The sequence below is a fragment of the Marinovum sp. J2-8 genome, from assembly GCF_055808435.1.
This window is the reverse complement of record NZ_JBVVRZ010000006.1, coordinates 77,253-96,937: the sequence shown is the minus strand read 5'-3', so window position 1 is coordinate 96,937 and position 19,685 is coordinate 77,253. Positions and strand designations below refer to the sequence as shown.

The following is a 19,685-nucleotide window of genomic DNA, read 5'->3' as shown; positions in this document are numbered from 1 at the left end:
GGGCGCAGATATATGCGCATCCGCACGACGGGGCGTTACGCATGTCACAGCCGGTGAAAATCTCAGATGCTGAAATCGCCAGAAAGCGTTGGAAACCTCAAACCCGCCTTAAAGCCCGGTCAAAGCGGTCTCAAGGCGAGAGACCGCATCCTTCAGCAGCGGCAACAGCTCGTTGCGGCGCGCGTCGGTCAGGTCATTTTTCGGGAGCGCGAGCGAGATCGACCCCGCCGGGTCGGTCGAATCCTGAAAGAACGGCATCGCAATGCTGGACACATCGTTTTCAAACGTGTTCCGGGTATGGGAATATCCCTGCGCCTTGAATGTCGCGATCAGCTTTCGCAACTCGGTCTTTGAGGTCACTGTTGCCTCGGTCATCTTCTCGCGGGACAATGAAAGGACGGTATTGACGGTCTCCTCCCTTGCAAAGGCGAGGAATGCCAAGCCAGAGGCCGTCGCATGGAAATACAGGGTCTGAGAGGGGACGATATTCACAACGTGACCACGGTTCGGAAGCCGATGCGCAATTGTTGTCATCCCAAGCGATCCCGGAATGCTGATATGCGCAGTTTCATTGGTCATTTCGACCAGCCAATCGGCCACTTCCTGGGCGGCGCGGGCAATCGGAACTGTCGCTTCACGAATGCGGGCAAGCCGCAGAAAACCGTGCCCCAGACGATACTTGCGCGTTTCAGCCGCCTGTTCAATAAAGCCGTGCTTCGCCATTGCCACAAGCAAACGGCGCGTCGCGGCCTTGTCCAGCCCGGCCATTCTGGACAATTCGCTCAGGCCGATTTCCGTGTTCTCCATAGAGAACTGATCCAGAACCGAGAGAGCCTTGTCGACTGTTTTCATGTCATCCGTCCTGACGCTTGCGTGCAGGACAGATTAGCATGAACACCTTTGTTGTCTATAATGTACCACGCCAATGGACCGCCATACCGGCGGCGAAAACAATGTTTTGGCTTGGCGCGTCTCGTGAACCGATCATCTGTGCACTATGACCCTGAATCAGCCGACGTTTTCGATTTTATGGCAAGGCGCGCGGCGAGGCACGCGATAAGTTCGCCAAACCGCCGCTGCACAGGCGCGCGGTGGCCAACCGCATCGACCGCTGCGTGCCAGATCAGCATCGGGCGTGGGGAGCGCCCGGCTCAGGCCTCAGCGGCCAGGGTGATCGCCTGCTCCAGCACGTCCGGGTCGCCGACATGATTGGCCAGGATCAGGACAAGCCGGGCGTTCAGCGCGTCACTCTCTGCTTTGGATTTGCCGTCATGGGCGGCCAGAAGCCGGGCATAGAAATCGTCCGGACGCGCGATATTGGGCGCTTTGTTCAGCGTGCTCATCGGTGTTTTCTCCTCAGGTCCGTGCGATTGCGGTCTTCAGCGCCGCCATCACCTCTGCCGCGTCAAAGCTGTCCCATCTGGCGGCCACATGCTGGTCGGGACGCATCAGATAGACGGCAGAACCGGCATCGCCCAGATAGCGATCAGCCAATTCCGGGTTGCCGGTCGCGGTCAGCGCAAGGCGGCGCAGCTCGATACCATCAACGGTCAGCACCTCTGGCGCCTCCGCGTCGATGCACAGCAGTTGGAACCCGCTGCCAAGCATGTCGAGCAACCAGCCGTCGCCAACCGGCGCATCGACCATCGGCGCGCCAACGCGGGTACGGTCAGGACCGCCCGCCAGCGCGTCAGCACCATTCAGCGACAGCCCGTCATAGACACAAGGCACCGACAACCGACCAGAGTTTACCAGCGGCCGTGCGAAGGCTGCCTTGCCCGCGAGACCCAGCACCGCATCGCGAAAGATCTTGCTGATCTCGGACTTTGGGGTGATGAAATCGGTGGCGCGGGTGGAATTCAGGATGTTTTCGTCGGCACCATGGACCCGCTCCTCGGAATAGCTGTCAAGCAGCGCCTCAGGGGCCTTGCCCTGCACCACAAGCCCCAGTTTCCAGCCAAGGTTGTCGGCGTCCTGCATGCCGGAATTTGCCCCGCGCGCCCCGAAGGGCGAGACCTGATGCGCGGCATCGCCAGCAAAGAACACGCGATCATGGCGGAACCGCGCCATGCGCTTGCACTGAAAAGTATAGATCGAAGACCAGACAATTTCGTAGTCAACGGGGCCGAGGAAAGCGTCGAGCCGACGGCGGATGTTTTCCTCTTTCATCTCTTCCTTGCGATCAATATCCCAACCGATCTGGAAATCGACGCGCCAAACATCGTCAGGCTGTTTGTGCAGCAGCGTCGAGGCCCCCTCGCCGTGGCTTGGTTCGAACCAGAACCAGCGTTCGGTCGGAAACTGGGTGTCGCCGGTCATGCGGATGTCGGCAATCAGGAAACTGTCCTGAAACACCTTGCCGGTGAAATCATGTCCCAGCCGGGTGCGCAGCGGCGAATTGGCACCATCGCAGGCGACCAGCCAATCGGCCTCGATCTTGTAGGGTCCGTCTGGCGTCATCACCTCGAGCACGACATGATCGTCCTGCACCTCGATCCCGTCTACCCGGTTCTTGCCACGCAGCTGGATTGGCGCGCCTTCGGCCTGCAAATCGCGCAAGCGGTCGACCATGAACCGCTCGAAGTATGGCTGTTGAAGGTTGATGAAGGCCGGATATTTATGGCCCTGTTCGGGCAACAGATTGAATTCAAACACCTTGTCGTCGCGGTGAAACACCTTGCCGAGGTTCCAGACGACACCCTTTTCAACCATCGGCGCCGCACATCCATAGCGGTTGGCGATTTCCAGACTGCGCTTGGCGAAACAAATGGCGCGGCTGCCCTGGCCGATGCCTTCGTGGTCGTCAAGCACCAGCACAGGCACGCCCTGCTGACCCAGGTCAAGCGCCGTTGCGATGCCGACCGGACCGCCGCCGACAATCACGACGGGGTGACGCACGGCCTCTGATTTGTCCTGATCGGGCGACTTTTCATAGGGATAGATCTTGTGGGCCAGCGAATATCTGTCGTCGAACATATCTCTCGTCTCCTCCGTGAGAGGTGTGTTGCAGCGCCGCCGACCGGCTGTCAGCTCATGACAACCGGCGGGTCTTTTGGGGGGGTCAGCTTTGCAGCGCTTCCCACATCGCCACGTCGCGCTCTGCGGTCCAGATCCGGGGCGTGTCGATGCCGCGGGCCTCGTCATAGGCGCGGGCAACGTTGAACGGCAGGCAATGTTCGTAGATCGCGTAATCCTTGAACTTCGGATCACAGGCCTCGCGCACTGCGTCCCAGGCGTCCTTGAGGCTGCCGCCCTTGGCCGCGACCTGTTTGGCGGGCAGATAGGTGGAATTGACGAAATCGCGGGTCGATGCGATGGCGGAATCCACCGCGTCGCGACCGATCAGCGCGGCGCCACGTCCCGGTGCGATGCTTTGCGGGTCATAGGATTTGACCGCATCCAGCGTGCCGCCCCAATCCTCGAAATGGCCATCACCGCAATAACAGGCCGAGTGATCCTCGACGATGTCACCGGTGAACATGGTCTGGGCATCGGGCACCCAGATCACGCTGTCACCGGCGGTATGGGCACGACCGATCTGCTTGATCTCGACCTTGCGGTTGCCAAGATAGACGGTCATCTGATCGTTGAATGTGGTGGTGGGCCAGGTCAGGCCGGGGATGCTTTCGTGGCCTTCGAACAGGCGCGGAAAGCGTTGGAATTCGCTGTCCCAGTCTTCTTGCCCGCGTTCGACCACCATGGCGCGCGCCTTGTCGGACATGATGACCTGCTGCGCATCAAAGGCCGAGGCCCCCAGCACGCGAACGGCGTGATAATGGGTCAGCACCACATGGCTGATCGGTTTGTCGGTGACGGAGCGCACGCAATCTATCACCTTGTTTGCAAGGCGCGGCGTGGCCTGGGCCTCGACGATCATCACGCTGTCGTCGCCGATGATGACGCCGGAATTCGGATCGCCCTCAGCAGTAAAGGCATAGAGCCCTTCGCCAATCTCGGTAAAGGAAATTTCCTTTTCGGTCATGTCCCCTTGGGATGCGAACGCCTTGGCCATGTCAGTCTCCTTGGTCAACTGGTCGGTGGATGGACCCGGGGCATGGCCCGGAGAATCGTTGCTGTCGAAACAGCTTTGTTATCGTTGCATTCGCAACGAATGTCAATATCGTTTCACTTGCAACGATTGCGCTTCTGGACCCTGACCCGACTTGTGCAAGTGCTCTCTGACGCAGGCAACGTTGCGCGGCCTGTATCAACCGGGCGCAGGATCAACGCCCGCCGGTCTTGATGGTTCCATCCGCAATCCAACGGTCAAAGATCTGCAAAACCGCATCGACAAAGGCCTGATCGTTGATGTGACAGTCGAGTTCCGTGAACTGGATCGGATCGGTCATCTGCTGGCGCATCTCGACGCAGAATTCGCCAAAGGCCGCGGGGTCATGTGCCTCCTGACCTTCGCGGTCCCATTCCTCGATCCCGCCATTGGTCAGGATGACATGGGCGGGCGTTTCAGACGCCTTGAGCCGCTTTGCGATCTCGCGCGCGGTTTCCCGGCGTTCTTCGGCATTGAGGGCGGAACATTTGATCAGGCGGTTGTGGGCGTGAAATGGACGGTCCCGGTATTGTTCGGGGATCTCTTGCCATCCGGCAAAGTCGATCAGATCCAAACAGCCGGGCGCCACGATCTGGGGAATGCCCGCCCTGCCGGCATTCATCATCCGGTCGTCGCCGCCATTGATCACCGATCCCGCCAGCAGATTGCCCAGTTCCGGCAGGGCGAAATCCATGACGCAGGCAAAACCACCGTCACGCGCAACGCTTTCATATGCCATCCCGCCCATGCCGGTTGCGTGAAAGATTGCGACCTCGAAACCGCGTTTCTCAAGCTCGGGCTTCAGCTTCTTCATGTATTTCAGACAGGACGAGCCCAGCGAGGTCATCCCCACCATCGGGCGATCCTGTGTCGGCGGTTCAACCGCCCGCGCCGCGCCAAGCACCGCACCCGCCGCCTGGCTGAGCGACGATTTACAGACCGAGTTCAGCCCATAGAGCCCGCCAGCCCAGAGGATCATCTGGATGTCCGCCGACAACCGTTGCGGTTCGATCAATGGCGAAAACGACACGGTCGAGACCACATATTTCGGCACGCCAAGCGGCAGCCCCTGGCAGATATCCAGCGCCACATCGGTGCCCATCGTCCCCCCAAGCACCACGACGCCGTCAAATTTGCCCTCGGCGTGCAATTTGCGCGCCAGAAGACGCGCGCCTTTTGCCATGATCTGCATGGCGGTGTTTTCGTCGCCGCTGTCGATGGCCGCCTGGATCGAACTTCCGCCCGCTTCGGCCACATCATGTTTGGACAGGTCGGTCGGGTTTTCAGGATCCCCCAGAACCGAGATATCCATGCTGAGGGTGCCGCCGCCCATGGCACGGACACGTTCAACCATATATTCCAATTCGTCGTTCTTGGTGTCGTAGGTGCCCACCACCAGTATCGTTTTGTCAGACATGTGTTTCCTCCCTGTCGTGCCTGTCGCGCGACATCAGCCGCGCATGATTTTGCCCCCGGGGTCGCCGCACAGCGCAAGCCGCGCTTTGATTGGGTACTGTTTTCCTGCGATCTGGACCTCGCTCCCGCCTTCGTCGATCCGGACCGTTGATGCCCCGTCGTGCCACGTCATCCCGAGGGTGCCGCCGCCGATGATGACGACGGCGGCCTTCTTCGGGATGGGCGTATGTATGCGACGCCCGTTTTCATGCCGCAGCCAAACCAAGGTCGAGCGCCGCAAGGATCTGGTCGGCATCTTCTGCCGTCAGCACCAATGGCGGCGACAGGATCAGGTTGGGCCCGGACACCCGCACCATGACGCCGTTTGCATGGGTTGTGTCGAACACCCGTTTGATCCGGCCCGGTTCCAGCGGCTTTTTGGTTTCCCGGTCAGAGACCAGTTCGAGCGCATTCATCAGGCCCGCGCCGCCCCGCACATCACCGACGATCCCGTGCCTGTCCTTCAGCCCCTGCAATCCCGCCATCACCTGCGCCCCGCGCGCGGCGGCATTGTCGTTGACCTTCAACCGCTGGGTTTCCTTGAGACAGGCAATCGCGGCGGCGGCCCCAACCGGATGACCGGAATAGGTATAGCCGCTGGCGATATTGGCTTTGCCGGTCTCGTCACCTTCGAAAGTTTCTGCGATGTGATCGGCGATCATGACCGCGCCAAAGGGGAAATAGCCGTTGGTGATCGCCTTGGCGGTCACGGAAAAGTCCGGCTTCACCCCCCAATGACGGCACCCCGACCATGACCCGGTGCGCCCAAAGGCGGTAATGACCTCATCCGCGATCAACAGAATGCCATTGCGGTCACAGATCTCGCGCACGCCGGGCATGAAGCTGGCATGCGGCGGGATGACCCCGCCCGCGCCCAGCACCGGCTCCATTATAAAGGCCGCAATCGTACCGGCGCCCTGAAACGCAATCTCGTCTTCCAGTGCCGAAAGGCAGAGTTGCGCCAGCCGCTCTGGATCGGTTTCGTTGAACGGGTTGCGATAGGTATAAGGCGCCGGAATGTGGAAACAGCCCGGCATCAGGGGTTCATATTGGGTGCGGAAATTGGAGTTTCCGTTGACCGAAGCCCCGCCCATATGCGTGCCATGATAGCCCTTTTTAAGGCTGAGGAACTTGGTGCGCCCCGCCTCGCCCCGGACCTTGTGATACTGGCGTGCCAGCCGCAGCGCGATTTCGACGCCGTCCGACCCACCAGAGGTAAAGAACGCGCGGCTCAGCCCATCGGGCGCAAAGAAGTCGCGCAGCATGTAGCTGAGTTCAATCGCAGCATCGTTCGAAGTGCCGCGAAAGGTCGAATAATAAGGCAGCTGCTCCAGCTGGGCGGCAATTGCCTCTTTCACCGGCGCGCAGGAATACCCGAGGTTCACGTTCCAAAGACCGCCCACCGCATCAATCGTCTCGTTGCCATCAATATCGACAATGCGCACGCCCTTGCCGCCGGTGATGATCTTGGGCGGGTTTTTCAGGCTGTCCGCCGGATGCGACATCGGGTGCCACATGTGCCGGGCGTTGTTCTCTTTCAGAAAATTTTCGTCCTTCATCGCTTAATCCTTTCATACAACCCAAGAAGGCGTTCCGCCTCGGCAAAACTCTTCGCCGGGTTCATTACGTCAAAATGCACAGTGGCCATGCCGACGGCCTTTGCGCCGTCGATGTTGCGGCGTTGATCATCCACAAAGACACAGTCCTCGGCAGGCAAACCAAGGTCGGCGATCAAAGCACGATAGGCCGCGCCAGCCGGTTTCAGGGTCTTGGTATAGGTCGCGTCGTGGATGACATCGATGTCCGGCAGGAAGGACAGCTTTCCCCGGAACGCCGCCCCGTAGAACAGGTCAAGCTCGTTGGACAGGATGGCCGTCGGACATGCGGCCGATTTTACACGCGCCAGCGTTTGCAGAAATTCCGGGCGGATCACCTCATCAGGAACGTCGCCACGGGCCGCGATCAGAAGATCTGACATCTTTGTCCAGCTTTGGCCGATCAAGGCCCCGGTTTCCCGGGACCGCGTCAGCCAATAATCACGCTCTGAAATCTCGTCGGCCTGCATCGAAACCCAAAGAGGGTCAGTGTCCGGCGCAAACGGGCCCTGCCAGGTCAATTGACCCGGCATAAGACCAAGTGCGCGTTCGGTGTTGGCATGAGTTTCGAACAGGGTCTTTGAAATGACCCCGCCAAAGTCGAGAACGAGCGCCTTGGTCTTTTTTTCTTGCTGCATGGTCATCCTCTCTTTGACGCGGCGCAGACGCCCGCGCCGTGAATTGTGCCGGAAGTGATTCGAAGCGATCCCCCCGGCATCGGCGGGCGATTTGCACACACGGGATGCCCTTTCCCTGTGGTCACGCGTCCCGACCCGCCAATGTACGAGGGTTCAAATTCAGCAATTCCAATGGTTTGCATGTTTTCCCGTCGCCCCCTCCAAGCATGATCGTTTGTCATCATCGCCTCCCAAGGCCCGATCGACTGTTGCTCCTTGTTGACAGATGTTCATTTCTAGATCAATATATTTCACACCAATGGTGCGAATAACGCACCGCTCACAGGGAGATAGTGATGAAGAAGACCTTGATTGCAGGTGCTGCTGTGCTTGCGGCCATGCTGCCGGGATTCGCGGCGGCCGAGTATCCGGAAAAGCCTGTTGAATTCGTTGTCCCCTGGCCGCCGGGCGACGCCGAAGATGTCCTGACGCGCATGATCGCAGAGGATTTCCAGAACGCTTATGGTGTCCCCGCAGCGGTGGTGAACAAGCCCGGCGGCGGCGGCGGCCCCTTCCCCGGTGCGGTCGAGGTCGCAAAAGCGCCGGCGGATGGCTATACCGTGGGCTCTTTCATCCTGGCGGTGCCGGTCATCGGCCCCAACATCGGCATTCCCGAGCTGAACCCCAACCCGTTCGAGCCGCTCGGCGCCTTCATGACCTATCCCTTTGTGATCGTCGCGGGCAAGAATGCACCCTATTCAACAATCGACGAACTGGCCGCCCATGCCAAAGACAACGATGTGGTGCTGGGCCATTTCGGCGCGCCGCTGATCCCGACAAAGGTCACCTTTGCACTGGCAAAGCAAAAGGGCTTTTCCTTCGCCGCCGATGCCGCCTTTGACATCCTCGATTGCAATTCACTGGCCTCTGGTGATGTCGATGTGATGAACACCACCCTGCAACTTGTGCTGCCCTGCCTTGATAACATCAACGTGCTGGCCTCGATCGGCGGCAAGCGGATCGGCCTGACCCCCGACACACCCACCGTAGGCGAGCTTGACCCCAGCCTGTCGCTGGCGCTGTGGAATGGTCTGTTCGTACACAAGGACACACCGGCAGACGTGCGCGAAAAGATTGTCGCGGTGGCCAAGGACACCATGGCATCGGACCGCGCCCAGGACTTCATGGCCAAGACCGGGGCGCTGGTCTACTGGCAAAACGCCGAAGAAACAGCCGCACAGATCGAAGCGGACACCGCGGCGCTCGCGAATATCAACGCAATGCTTGAGTGATCCTGTCACACACTGACAGGTTGAGGCGGGCTGTTACGGCCCGCCGGTCGAATTCGATCAGAGTTGCGGGAGAGGCAAATGATCAAGGCGCAGACATTACAGGATCTGTTCAAGCGGTATCGCCGACCGGGAGATTTGTTTTACAGCATAATATGTGTCGTGTTCAGCCTGTTTCTGGCGTTCAATCTGCGGGCCGAAACGACCTGGGTGGACAATACCAAACTGTTCGCGCAACCCGCATTCTGGCCCTATGTCGCCGTGAGCGCGATGACGGTTTTTTCTGCGCTGCACCTGGTGTCCAGTGTCGTTTCGCCAAAACTCGATGGCCGCTGGCAGGAGGTCGGGTTCTGGCTTCGCTCGGTCGAATACGCGGGCTGGTTCATGATTTATGTGATCACGGTGCCGCAACTTGGCTATTTGCCGACCACGGTGATTTTCGCCGTCGCCCTGTGCCTCAGGCTCGGTTACCGCAACGCGCGGTATCTCGGCTCTGCTGCGCTTTTCGCGGTCGTGGTGGTCGTGATCTTCAAATCACTATTGCAGGTGAAGGTGCCGGGCGGGGCCATCTATGAGCTTCTGCCAACAGCGCTTCGTTCATTTTTTCTGACATATTTCTAGGGCTTGCTTATGGAAACCTTCTTTGCAGGCGTCGAACTCCTGATGCGTTGGGATGTTGCTTTGGCGCTTTTTATCGGCTCGGTCGGTGGCGTGGTCATCGGCGCCATTCCGGGTGTCGGGGCCGCCGTGGCCATCGCCATTCTGCTGCCAGCCACCTTTTCGCTTGATCCTATCGTCGGCCTTACGATGCTTTTGGGGATCTATGGATCCTCGATGTACGGCGGGGCCCTGCCCGCCATTTTGATCAACACCCCCGGCACCGCGGTCAATGCCCTGACCACCTATGACGGCTATCCGATGACCAAACGCGGAGAGGCCCGTCGCGCGCTGGCGCTGGCCTATTCGGCCTCGTTCTGGGGCGGCATATTCGGCATTCTCTGCCTGATCTTCCTGTCGCCCGTGCTGGCGCTGGTGGCGCCGCATTTCGGCAGCCGGGAAATCTTTCTCGCCGCGCTTCTGGGCATCATCCTTGTGGTGCTGGCACATCGCGGTCAGGTCTTTGCCGCGGGTGGTTTGGCGGGGTTTGGCATCCTGCTGCACACAGTTGGTCTCGACACCAAATACAACCAGCGCATGACATTCGAACAGACCTGGCTGACCGGCGGCTTTGATCTGATTGTTGTGGTGCTGGGTCTCTTCGCGCTGTCGCAGGCCTTCCTTTTGCTGACCGAAAAGGACAGCGCGCCGGATCCGCAGCCGGTCGATGGCTCCATGTTCGGCGCGATGAAGGAAATGTGGCTCTACAAGCGCGTGGCAACCGTCGCCAGCGGCTTTGGCGTCCTGATGGGCATGATCCCCGGCGTGGGCGAGTTCACTGCCCAGTTCATGTCCTACACCTATGCCCGCCGCACATCGAAGACACCTGATGATTTCGGCGATGGCGCGCCCGAGGGGCTGATCGCGTCAGAGGCCGCCAACAACGCCGTCCCCGCCGCCGCAATGATCCCGCTGCTTGCACTCGGCATCCCGGGCGAGGCGCTGACGGCAATGATGCTCTCGGTTTTTTATGTGCATAACGTCATCCCCGGCCCACAGCTGTTCCAGACCCAGCTCGATTTCGTTTATGCGCTTTATATTGCGATGATCCTGCTGAATGTGATCGTGATCATCTTTTTGATCTTCTCGACCAACATGCTGACGAAAATCATCCAGGTGCCGACCCGCTTTCTTGGGATGGTCATCCTGATCCTCAGCTTCGTTGGCGTCTATTCGCTGCGCAACTCGGTTATCGACTGTGCGATTGCCTCGGGCTTTGGTGTGCTTGGTCTGGTGCTGAAACGTCTGAACCTGCCGATCGTGCCCATCGTGCTTGGCATGGTTCTGGGCGGGATCATGGAGGTCAAACTCCGCTCTGCAATGATCCGGGTGAAACAGCCGCTGGATTTTGTCGACCGGCCCATCGCCGCGATCCTGGCCGTGATGATCGTGCTGGTGATCCTGATGCACATCCGCACCCTGCGCAAAGAGCATAAGGCGCGGCTTTCCGAGGCCGAGATTGATCACGACCTCCATGACTCTCAGACAAGGTAACCTGACGTGACCGAACAAGCCCACATTGACGCGCTGCGCACCAAGGCCATCGCGCCCCGGAAACTGCTGATCGACGGCCAACTCTGCGAGAGCGAAACCGGCCAAACCGACAACGTGATCTCGCCGCTCGACGGCAAGGTGCTGACCACCACCGCCGCTGGCACCAAGGGCGACACCGAACGCGCGATTGCCGCCGCGCGCCGGGCTTTCGACGACAAGCGCTGGCGCGGGATGCCGCCCGCGGCGCGCAAGAAAATCATGCTCCGCTGGGCCGATCTGATAGAGTCCGAGATGCTGGATCTTGCGGTGCTGGGCGTGCGCAACAATGGCACCGAAATCGGCATGGCGTTAAAGGCGGAACCGGGATCGGCCATCGCCACCCTGCGAATTCTATGCCGAGGCCATCGACAAGGTCTATGGCGAGATCGCGCCAACCCCGCAGGATGTCCTTGGCCTGATCCACCGCGAACCGATTGGCGTGGTGGCCGCGATCATTCCGTGGAATTTCCCGCTGATGATCGGCGCATGGAAGTTGGGCCCGGCCCTTGCGGCGGGCAATTCGGTGGTGCTCAAACCCTCTGAAACCGCCGCTCTTTCGCTTTTGCGAATGGCGGAACTGGCGCTAGAGGCCGGGGTGCCGCCCGGTGTGCTTAACGTCGTGACCGGCGAGGGCAAGGTCGTGGGCGAGGCGCTGTCGCATTCCATGGATGTGGATGTGGTGGTTTTCACGGGATCGGGCGCGACCGGTCGCAGGCTTTTGCAGGCCTCAGCGGCGTCAAACATGAAGCGCTGCTATCTGGAACTGGGCGGCAAATCCGCCAATGTCGTGTTCGCCGATGCCAGGAACCTGACCGAGGCCGCCGCCGTCAGCGCCGCCGGGATCTTTCGCAATTCCGGTCAGGTCTGCGTGGCCGGTTCCCGGCTTCTGGTCGAGCGCGCGATTCATGATGATTTCGTCGCCGAACTGGCGAATGCCGCCAAATCCATGCGCGTGGGCGACCCGCTTGATCTGACGACACAGGCGGGCGCAATCAACAACGCGGCGCAGCTGGCGCAGAACCTGTCCTTCGTCGAAACCGCCCAGGCCGAAGGCGGAACGCTGTATCAAGGTGGCCATCGCATCCACGCGGACACCGGCGGCTATTTCATGGAGCCGACAATCATCACCGACGTGGCCGCAGATCACAGCATCGCCCAGAAAGAGGTGTTTGGCCCGGTTCTGGCCGTCACCGCGTTTGAGGACGAAGACGACGCCATCCGGCTCGCCAACAGCACCGATTATGGCCTTGCCGGTGGTGTGTGGACCTCGGATCTTTCGCGTGCACATCGCATGGTGCGCGAAATGCACACGGGCGTCGTGCATGTGAATACCTATGGCGGGCCGGACGTCACCGTGCCGATGGGCGGCGTAAAACAATCCGGCAACGGGCATGACAAGTCGCTGCATGCGCTCGACAAATTCACCGATCTCAAGACGGCCTGGATAAAACTCTAGCGCGCGCCGCCCCGGCATTCGAAAGGTCGGCAGACAAAGTTCTGCTGCCCGTCGAACGGGCCATCACGCCAAAGAAGGCCGATCAGGCCGGGGGGCACGTGCCGTCAACGGCAAGTGCAAACCCCGTGGCCCGATGGCATATCACCCGCGCGGGTCAGGTTCTGGTCAGGCTCTGGCGTCGGACACCGGCGGCCTCAAGCTGCCAATCTTCGATGGTGACGGGCTGGGCGGTGTAGTTGAACCAGAACCGCTATCCCCGCAATCGCGCCGACGCACGCCATCCGGCAGAACCATGGTTTCGACGCCCGCCGCCGTGCAGGCCTTGGCAAGCAGTCGTAGCAGGGCGCTCTCATCCAGCCAGGCGCCAAGATAGGTCACCTGCCCCTCTGTCATTGCCGCGACGGTGCCATCCACCGCACGTTCCGCAACCGCCGCACTGCCTTGCAACGCTTCGCGGTAAAGCTGCACATGCCCGCCGTCCGCCAGCGCAATCGGCATATCCGGGCGGAGGCTTTCGACGTGCGCCACCGTCACATCCAGACCGGGAATATCCGGGGGCAAGGGCAGCGGGATCGCCATGTCTTCATCACGCGCGCCGCTGCGCGGGCCGATCAGAACCTGTGCATCCGCCGCAACCAGCGCCGATTTCAGCCCGTCCGACATATGCATCAGCCCCGGCGCTGCAATCACCTTGTAGCCTGCAAAATCCGTCGTGCCCGGTCGCAGGATGTCAACCGACAGGCCAAGCCCCCGCATGGCACGATAGGTATCGAACACCAGCCCAAAATAGCTGAGGCCGAGGCCATGTGGCTGGGTCGCCCATGCGAAATCCGCGTCGTAATCAAAGATCAGCGCAACAGCGGCCTGCCCCTCTGGCACCTCTGGCGCGTCCTTCAGCTCGGCAAAGACCTGCCGCGCCTCTTCCAGCCCCGGGGCCTCTACGTTGTCGGGGCGCAACAGGCCAGAGTGCATCTGCTCTTGGGCAAAAGGGGCCTGACGCCAGCGGAAATAACAGACCGCCTCGGCCCCATGGGCAAAGGCCTCCCACGACCAAAGCCGCACCATTCCCGGCAACGGCGCGGGGTTATAAGGCGCCCAATTGACCGGACCGGGCTGTTGCTCCATCACCCACCAGCGGGCCGGTTTGCCCGATGCGCCCGAAACCCCCGGGGCACAACCGGCCACCGCACGATACAGATCGTGGTGAAACGCCTGAAAATCCGGGTCGCCCTGGCGGGCATAGGCACGCTGACGCGCGGGGTCCGCACCCACCCGGTCTTCGAGAAAGCCCAGCGGATAACTGTCCCAGGTGGCAATATCGAGGTCCGCACCAACCTTGAAATGATCAAAGTCGGTGATCCGCCCCATGTAATTATGCGACAGCGGCGCAGAGGAATGCGCGCGAAGAATGTCGGTCTGAACCCGGTTGAAGGCCACGACCTGATCCGAACTGAACCGGCGAAAGGCCAGCACATGCGCCGGGTTTGGCTCGGTCACTGTCAGGTTGGGCAGGTCGATCTGGTCAAATCCGTCATATTCCATCGACCAGAACACATTGCCCCAGGCCGCGTTCAGCGCGCCGATGTCACCATCATTGCCGGGGCCGGGATACTGGCCACGCAACCAGGTGCGAAAGGCCGCGCGGGCAGCATCGCTGTAGGAAATTATGGTGTCGTGACAGCCATATTCATTGTCGGTCTGCCAGGCGGCGACATGTGGATTTTTGCCATAACGCTCGGCCAGTTTGGTGACGATCCGGGCGCATTCGGCTTTGTATTCTGCGTGGCTGAAGCAATAATGCCTGCGCGACCCGAATTTGCGCGGGCGTCCCTCGGCATCAACGGCCAGCATATCGGGATAGCGGTCAACCAACCAACGCGGCGGCGTGGCCGTAGGCGTGCCAAGCACAACCTTCAATCCCGCCGCGCCAAGGACGGTGATGGCATCATCAAGCCAGTCAAAATCATATTGACCCGGCTGCGGTTCCAGACGCGACCAGGCGAATTCGCCGATCCGCACCCAGGTCAGGCCGGCCTCGGCCATGCGGCGGGCGTCTTCTTCCCAGATGTCGCGCGTCCATTGTTCGGGGTAGTAACAGGTGCCAAGGGTCCGTTGCATCAGATAATCACGCGGTGTTCGGGCCGACCATTGCAGGCAAGCGAGGTTGAAAAAGTCTGGCCCTCCGCCGCAGACGGCGGAGTTTGGCCTTCGGTAGCAGAGGTGGCAATCAGGTTGTCATGGTCACAACCGCGAAAGGCCGGGCAGGTCACCTGCTGTCGAGGCAAAGCGATATGCATAGGCGCAGGCCCCTCAGGATCACACCGCGTCACCCGCGACGCCGCCGACCAGGAAAACGTTCTGCCCGGCGAGGTCGTGAAATGTTGCGGTCCGGGTCATCAGTGGCTCTCTCGGGTCACCGGGCGGGTGTCTTTGCCAACCAGAAAATCAAGATCCGCCCCCTGATCCGCCTGCAAGACATGATCGACATACATCTTGGCATAGCCACGGGTGTAATGCGGCTCTGGTGCAACCCATTCGGCCCGGCGCGCCGCCAGCTCTGTCTCTGAAATCAGCAATTCCAGAACACCTGTGCTGGCAGATATGCGGATGCGGTCGCCGGTCTGAACCAACGCCAATGGCCCCCCTGCCGTCGCTTCGGGCGAGACATGCAGAATGACGGTGCCAAAGGCCGTGCCCGACATCCGCGCGTCTGACACACGCACAATATCGCGCACGCCCTTTTTCACCAGCTTGGCCTGGCACCGGCATGTCGCCCACTTCGGGCATTCCGGGATAGCCCTTGGGACCACAATGTTTCAGCACCAGAATGGTGTTTTCATCCACCGGCAGATCGTCACGGTCGATATTGGCCTTCAGCTCTTCGATGGTCTCGAACACATAGGCCTCGGCCTCATGCTCCAGAAGATGATCCGACGCCGCCGAGGGTTTGACGATCGCACCATTTGGCGCAAGGTTTCCGCGCAGCACGCGAAGCCCGGCGGCGGGTTTCAACGGCGTGTCATAGGCATAGATGACATCGCGGTTATAACACTCGGCTTCGTCATAATAGACCGAAATATCCTTGGACATCACGGTGTTGGCCGGGCGCAATTTCTGCTCCAGCTCTTTCAGCACCACGGGAACGCCACCCGCATAACAGAAATCTTCCATCAAATATTTGCCCGACGGCATACAATTGACAAGAAGCGGGATCTCACCGCCGATTTCGAAATCTTCCATTGTCAGGTCGATGCCGACCCGGCCCGCCAGCGCCAGAAGATGCACTACCGCATTGGTCGACCCCCCAAGCGCAGCATTGGCCAGAATGGCGTTTTCAAAGCTGGCTTTGGTCAGCACGTCCGACAGTTTCAGGTCTTCTTCGACCATTTCGACGATGCGTTTGCCGGTAAGATGCGCCAGCGCCATGCGCCGCGCATCGACCGCCGGCAACGAGCCGTTCATCGGCAACGACAGGCCCATCGCCTCGGTCAATGACGACATGGTGGATGCGGTGCCCATGGTCATGCAGACGCCCTTGGAGCGGCTCATGCCGGATTCTGTTTCCATGAAATCCTTGAGCGTCATGTCACCGGCTTTGACGTCCATCGCAAACTTGCGCACATCGGTGCCAGAGCCCAGATCGCGGCCTTTCCATTTGCCGTTCAGCATGGGGCCGGAACTGACCACAATGGTCGGCAGATCGACCGATGCGGCGCCCATCAACTGGCCCGGCGTGGTCTTGTCGCAGCCGCCCAGAAGGACAACACCATCCATACCATAGGCGCGAATCGACTTCCTCGACATCCATCGCCAGCAGGTTGCGAAACAGCATGGCGGTTGGCTTCATCTGGGTTTCGCCGAGGCTCATTACCGGGAATTCCACCGGAAATCCGCCCGCCTCCCAGACGCCACGTTTCACGCCCTCGGCCAATTCCCGCAGACCAGAGTTGCACGGCGTCAGTTCAGACCAGGTGTTGCAAATACCAATGACCGGACGGCCATCGAAAGCATGGTCTGGAAAGCCTTGATTTTTCATCCACGACCGGCGGATAAATCCATCCTTGTCGAGCATTCCGTACCAGCCACGATTGCGTCGTTCCTTGGTCATATCAACGTTCCTTCAATCACCCACATGGAGTCCGGGAAAGACCAGGGCAAAGTCAGTCCGTGATTCATCAGATATCCGCCGCTCAGCACCAGAGATTCCGATTTCAATGTTTGATCACCGCGCGACAGCGGCCCGGCATCGCCACGATTGAGCAACTCGATGCGGTATTTCGCATCCGGTGTCAGCCGGCTAAGCGTCAGCGGGCGCGGCGCGATCTGGCTCGACGTGGCGGCCTTGCCCGCGAACACCACAAATTTTGCACCACCTTCGGCCAGTTGCTGTTCGGCAATGACCGCCGGATCGGGGCTGTCGAGCCGCAGGATGTCGGCGCGGTACATCCAGTCGCGGTTGGCCTTCCACCAGCCGGTGACCTCGCTCAGGACGCCAACCTCTTCTTCGGTAAGCTCGCGGGGATCCATTTCGAACCCCATGTGCCGCTGCGCCGCGACCCAGGACCGAAACCGGATGTCCAGCGTGCGTCCCGACGTATGGCAGGTGCGCGGGCCAACGTGGCTGCCGGTGACGGCCATCGGCAGGAAAATCGCCGCATTATGCTGCATCCGAAGCCGTTCCTGCGCGTCGTTGCTGTCACTCAGCCAGACGCGATGCGTGCGCGACAGAATGCCAAAGTCGATCCGCGCCCCGCCAGAGGCGCAGCTTTCAATCTCGACATCGGGAAAGGCCGCGCGCAACCGATCAATCAGCATATACGACCCACGGGTCTGGGCGGCATCGGGTGTCGGCAGAACGCGGTTGTGGTCCCATTTGATGTATTCGATGGCATTGTCGCGCAGAACCTTGCTCATCCGATCGAACAGGAAATCCCGCACCTCTTCGAGCCCCATGTTCAGCGCCATCTGTTGACGGCCCATGATCTGGTCCTCGCCGCCCAACGCCCAATGCGGATTGGCGCGGAACACGTTGGAATCCGGGTTGATCATTTCCGGTTCAAACCAGATGCCAAAGGTCATGCCCAAGCCGTGGATATGTTCGATCAGCGGCGTCAGCCCATCGGGATATTTGCGCGGGTCCACTTCCCAATCGGAAAGCGCCCGTGTGTCGTCATCCCGATTTCCGAACCAACCGTCGTCCAGCACAAACCGTTCCGCGCCCAATGCGGCGGCACGGCTGGCAATGTCTTTGAGCGCGGGGAGGTTGTGATCAAAATAGATCGCCTCCCAGCAATTGTAATGCACCGGCCGCGGGCGGTCCGGTTGCGGCCATTGCACGATTTCATCGCGCAGGTGGCGCTGAAAGGCGACGGCGCAGCCATTGATACCGTCATCCGAGAACACAGCATAAAGCGGCGCGGTTTCGAATTTGGTTTTCGGATCACCCTCCATCCGGGCGGCCTGGCCGAACTGAATCTGGCGGCGGCCATCCGGCAATTCTTCGGCCACCATCCGGTGCCCGCCGGACCAACCGTAGTGAAAGGCATAGGCATGGCCACGGGCATTGGTTGCCCCACGGCAGGGCACGATCAGGCCCGGAAAATGTTCATGTCCCGTGCGCCCGGTGCGGTTTTCACGATAGCGCATGCCCGGCGCCCAGGGCGTGCGGTTCAACTGAAACTCGCCACACCAGCGCCCGGAGACATCAATCATCTCATCCGATTGCTGCGGGCCGGGAAAGACCGGCGCGCTCAGCCAGTGCAAATGCACCGGGGCCTCGGATTCCAGCGTCGCCTGTGCCACGATCATATGGGTCCGGGGATTGATCGCAAAGCGCGCGGTATAGGTCAGCGCGTTGGAGACATCGGTGTATTTCAGGCTCAGGCTGTTTGGTGCAACCTCGGCATCGGCAAAGCAGAATTTCGGCAGCAGCGGCGTGCCATTTTCGGCCCGCACGATCAGCCCGGGTTGTCCGGGAAAGGTGCGCGTCGCCTCGGGACACAGCGACAGTTCCGGGTTGGCATCCAGCATGCCACCAGTCACATCAATCGCATGTGCTTGATAAAGTGTAGTCAGGTCTTCGTCATCCGGCAGCCGCGACCCCCAGTAGACCACCTCGGCGAGGTGGTCTCTGTTGGATCCAAGCACCAGAGTTTGACGGCCGTCATCCAGTCGCCAGCATCGGATCATTTTACGGCACCCAAAGTCAGACCTGCGATAAAGTGTTTTTGCATCATGAAGAACATCGCCACCGGCGGCAGAGCCGCAACAACCGCACCGGCACTCATCAGATGATAGGCCGCCCGGTATTGTGCGTTGAACGAGGTGATGCCAGCGGTCACAGGCTGGGATTCAGCCCCCTGCGTCAACACCACAGCCCAGAAATAATCGTTCCAGATGAAGGTGAAGATCAGCACCAGAAGGGCGGCAATCGCCGGTTTCATCAGCGGCAGCACGACATAGACAAAGATCTTCCATTCGGCCACGCCTTCGACACGTGCGGCCTCGATCAGGGGGAATGGCAGACCCTTGATGAAGTTGCGCATGAACAGCGTACAGAACCCGGTCTGGAATGCGATGTGGAACAGCACCAATCCGGTCTTGGTATTGTACAGCCCAAGATCCAGCGTCAGATCACGCACCGGCACCATCAGGATCTGGAACGGCACAAAGTTGCCCGCGACAAACAGAAAGAACAGCCAGAGGTTCGCTTTGAACTGATAGATGCCCAGGGCAAACCCCGCCATGCAGGACAGCGCCACCGCGCCAATGGCCGTGGGCACGGTGATCAGGATCGAATTCAAGAGATAACGCGGCATGTCGGAGTCAAAGAACACCTTGCCGTAGTTTTCGAACCCGCCGAACACCGACGGCAGGTTCCAGTAATCGCCGGTGGTGAAATCTGCCGCCGGCTTGATCGAAAACAGCGCCACAGCGATCAACGGCAACAGCCAGAAGATCAAGGCCACGGGCAGCAGCGCCTGATAGCCGATCTGCACATTGCGAGAGGATTTTTCAATTGGTTTCGGAAACATC

At 60.2% G+C, this 19,685-nt stretch carries 13 protein-coding genes and 4 pseudogenes; 4 read left to right on the top strand and 13 right to left on the bottom strand.

Going from position 1 to position 19,685, the window contains the following annotated elements:
* Nucleotides 1-108 precede the first annotated feature (108 nt).
* The 8 genes from AC0L4F_RS17440 to AC0L4F_RS17405 form a co-directional block, all read right to left on the bottom strand.
* Nucleotides 109-852: an IclR family transcriptional regulator gene (locus AC0L4F_RS17440; protein ID WP_244690584.1), complete on the bottom strand. Its 744-nt coding sequence runs from the start codon at nucleotides 850-852 to the stop codon at nucleotides 109-111.
* A 299-nt stretch (nucleotides 853-1,151) separates the two neighbouring features.
* Complete coding sequence (locus AC0L4F_RS17435; protein WP_244690582.1) at nucleotides 1,152-1,343, bottom strand: DUF2783 domain-containing protein; 192 nt, start codon at nucleotides 1,341-1,343, stop codon at nucleotides 1,152-1,154.
* 13 nt (nucleotides 1,344-1,356) lie between these two features.
* On the bottom strand, nucleotides 1,357-2,976 hold the full coding sequence (locus AC0L4F_RS17430; protein WP_244690580.1) for an FAD-dependent oxidoreductase: 1,620 nt from the start codon (nucleotides 2,974-2,976) through the stop codon (nucleotides 1,357-1,359).
* Nucleotides 2,977-3,061: 85 nt separating this feature from the next.
* Nucleotides 3,062-4,012, bottom strand: coding sequence for an MBL fold metallo-hydrolase (locus AC0L4F_RS17425; protein ID WP_244690578.1), 951 nt, complete (start codon nucleotides 4,010-4,012; stop codon nucleotides 3,062-3,064).
* 211 nt (nucleotides 4,013-4,223) lie between these two features.
* Nucleotides 4,224-5,465, bottom strand: coding sequence for a Tm-1-like ATP-binding domain-containing protein (locus AC0L4F_RS17420; protein WP_244690575.1), 1,242 nt, complete (start codon nucleotides 5,463-5,465; stop codon nucleotides 4,224-4,226).
* A gap of 33 nt (nucleotides 5,466-5,498) precedes the next feature.
* The gene (locus AC0L4F_RS17415) at nucleotides 5,499-5,729 is read right to left on the bottom strand and encodes a hypothetical protein (RefSeq protein WP_244690573.1); all 231 of its coding nucleotides are present in this window, start codon (nucleotides 5,727-5,729) and stop codon (nucleotides 5,499-5,501) included.
* Entirely contained in the window at nucleotides 5,710-7,062 is a 1,353-nt protein-coding gene (locus AC0L4F_RS17410; protein ID WP_244690571.1) for an aminotransferase class III-fold pyridoxal phosphate-dependent enzyme, read from the bottom strand. Before AC0L4F_RS17410 ends, AC0L4F_RS17415 begins: the two co-directional genes overlap by 20 nt.
* Nucleotides 7,059-7,736, bottom strand: coding sequence for an HAD-IA family hydrolase (locus tag AC0L4F_RS17405; RefSeq protein ID WP_244690569.1), 678 nt, complete (start codon nucleotides 7,734-7,736; stop codon nucleotides 7,059-7,061). Before AC0L4F_RS17405 ends, AC0L4F_RS17410 begins: the two co-directional genes overlap by 4 nt.
* A 335-nt stretch (nucleotides 7,737-8,071) precedes the next feature.
* Between AC0L4F_RS17405 and AC0L4F_RS17400 the strand changes: the two genes are divergently transcribed.
* The 4 genes and pseudogenes from AC0L4F_RS17400 to AC0L4F_RS17385 all read left to right on the top strand — a co-directional run bounded on the left by AC0L4F_RS17400 (nucleotide 8,072) and on the right by AC0L4F_RS17385 (nucleotide 12,650).
* Nucleotides 8,072-9,007, top strand: a complete 936-nt coding sequence (locus AC0L4F_RS17400) for a tripartite tricarboxylate transporter substrate binding protein (RefSeq protein ID WP_244690567.1) — start codon at nucleotides 8,072-8,074, stop codon at nucleotides 9,005-9,007.
* Between the two features lie 159 nt (nucleotides 9,008-9,166).
* Nucleotides 9,167-9,625, top strand: coding sequence for a tripartite tricarboxylate transporter TctB family protein (locus AC0L4F_RS17395; protein ID WP_348524120.1), 459 nt, complete (start codon nucleotides 9,167-9,169; stop codon nucleotides 9,623-9,625).
* Between the two features lie 9 nt (nucleotides 9,626-9,634).
* Complete coding sequence (locus tag AC0L4F_RS17390; protein ID WP_244690562.1) at nucleotides 9,635-11,155, top strand: tripartite tricarboxylate transporter permease; 1,521 nt, start codon at nucleotides 9,635-9,637, stop codon at nucleotides 11,153-11,155.
* A gap of 6 nt (nucleotides 11,156-11,161) precedes the next feature.
* Nucleotides 11,162-12,650, top strand: a pseudogene (locus tag AC0L4F_RS17385) (aldehyde dehydrogenase family protein).
* Nucleotides 12,651-12,804: 154 nt separating this feature from the next.
* Here AC0L4F_RS17385 and AC0L4F_RS17380 read toward each other — a convergent pair.
* The 5 genes and pseudogenes from AC0L4F_RS17380 to AC0L4F_RS17360 all read right to left on the bottom strand — a co-directional run bounded on the left by AC0L4F_RS17380 (nucleotide 12,805) and on the right by AC0L4F_RS17360 (nucleotide 19,684).
* Nucleotides 12,805-14,768: pseudogene (locus AC0L4F_RS17380) on the bottom strand (beta-galactosidase).
* Between the two features lie 278 nt (nucleotides 14,769-15,046).
* A pseudogene (locus tag AC0L4F_RS17375) lies at nucleotides 15,047-16,424 on the bottom strand (dihydroxy-acid dehydratase).
* 79 nt (nucleotides 16,425-16,503) lie between these two features.
* Nucleotides 16,504-16,686: pseudogene (locus tag AC0L4F_RS17370) on the bottom strand (dihydroxy-acid dehydratase domain-containing protein); the annotation flags it as partial.
* Between the two features lie 68 nt (nucleotides 16,687-16,754).
* Nucleotides 16,755-18,839, bottom strand: a complete 2,085-nt coding sequence (locus AC0L4F_RS17365; protein WP_244690560.1) for an alpha-galactosidase — start codon at nucleotides 18,837-18,839, stop codon at nucleotides 16,755-16,757.
* Nucleotides 18,836-19,684 carry a carbohydrate ABC transporter permease gene (locus tag AC0L4F_RS17360; protein WP_244690558.1) on the bottom strand — a complete coding sequence of 283 codons (849 nt, stop codon included), beginning with the start codon at nucleotides 19,682-19,684 and terminating at the stop codon, nucleotides 18,836-18,838. The genes AC0L4F_RS17365 and AC0L4F_RS17360 overlap by 4 nt, the downstream gene beginning before the upstream one ends.
* Nucleotide 19,685: the final 1 nt, after the last annotated feature.

What these genes read in the sequence shown, in the direction of transcription:
- AC0L4F_RS17440 (WP_244690584.1), bottom strand. Translation starts at nt 852, where the DNA reads ATGAAAACAGTCGACAAGGCTCTCTCGGTTCTGGATCAGTTCTCTATG.
- AC0L4F_RS17435 (WP_244690582.1), bottom strand. Translation starts at nt 1,343, where the DNA reads ATGAGCACGCTGAACAAAGCGCCCAATATCGCGCGTCCGGACGATTTC.
- AC0L4F_RS17430 (WP_244690580.1), bottom strand. Translation starts at nt 2,976, where the DNA reads ATGTTCGACGACAGATATTCGCTGGCCCACAAGATCTATCCCTATGAA.
- AC0L4F_RS17425 (WP_244690578.1), bottom strand. Translation starts at nt 4,012, where the DNA reads ATGGCCAAGGCGTTCGCATCCCAAGGGGACATGACCGAAAAGGAAATT.
- AC0L4F_RS17420 (WP_244690575.1), bottom strand. Translation starts at nt 5,465, where the DNA reads ATGTCTGACAAAACGATACTGGTGGTGGGCACCTACGACACCAAGAAC.
- AC0L4F_RS17410 (WP_244690571.1), bottom strand. Translation starts at nt 7,062, where the DNA reads ATGAAGGACGAAAATTTTCTGAAAGAGAACAACGCCCGGCACATGTGG.
- AC0L4F_RS17405 (WP_244690569.1), bottom strand. Translation starts at nt 7,736, where the DNA reads ATGCAGCAAGAAAAAAAGACCAAGGCGCTCGTTCTCGACTTTGGCGGG.
- AC0L4F_RS17400 (WP_244690567.1), top strand. Translation starts at nt 8,072, where the DNA reads ATGAAGAAGACCTTGATTGCAGGTGCTGCTGTGCTTGCGGCCATGCTG.
- AC0L4F_RS17390 (WP_244690562.1), top strand. Translation starts at nt 9,635, where the DNA reads ATGGAAACCTTCTTTGCAGGCGTCGAACTCCTGATGCGTTGGGATGTT.
- AC0L4F_RS17365 (WP_244690560.1), bottom strand. Translation starts at nt 18,839, where the DNA reads ATGATCCGATGCTGGCGACTGGATGACGGCCGTCAAACTCTGGTGCTT.
- AC0L4F_RS17360 (WP_244690558.1), bottom strand. Translation starts at nt 19,684, where the DNA reads ATGTTTCCGAAACCAATTGAAAAATCCTCTCGCAATGTGCAGATCGGC.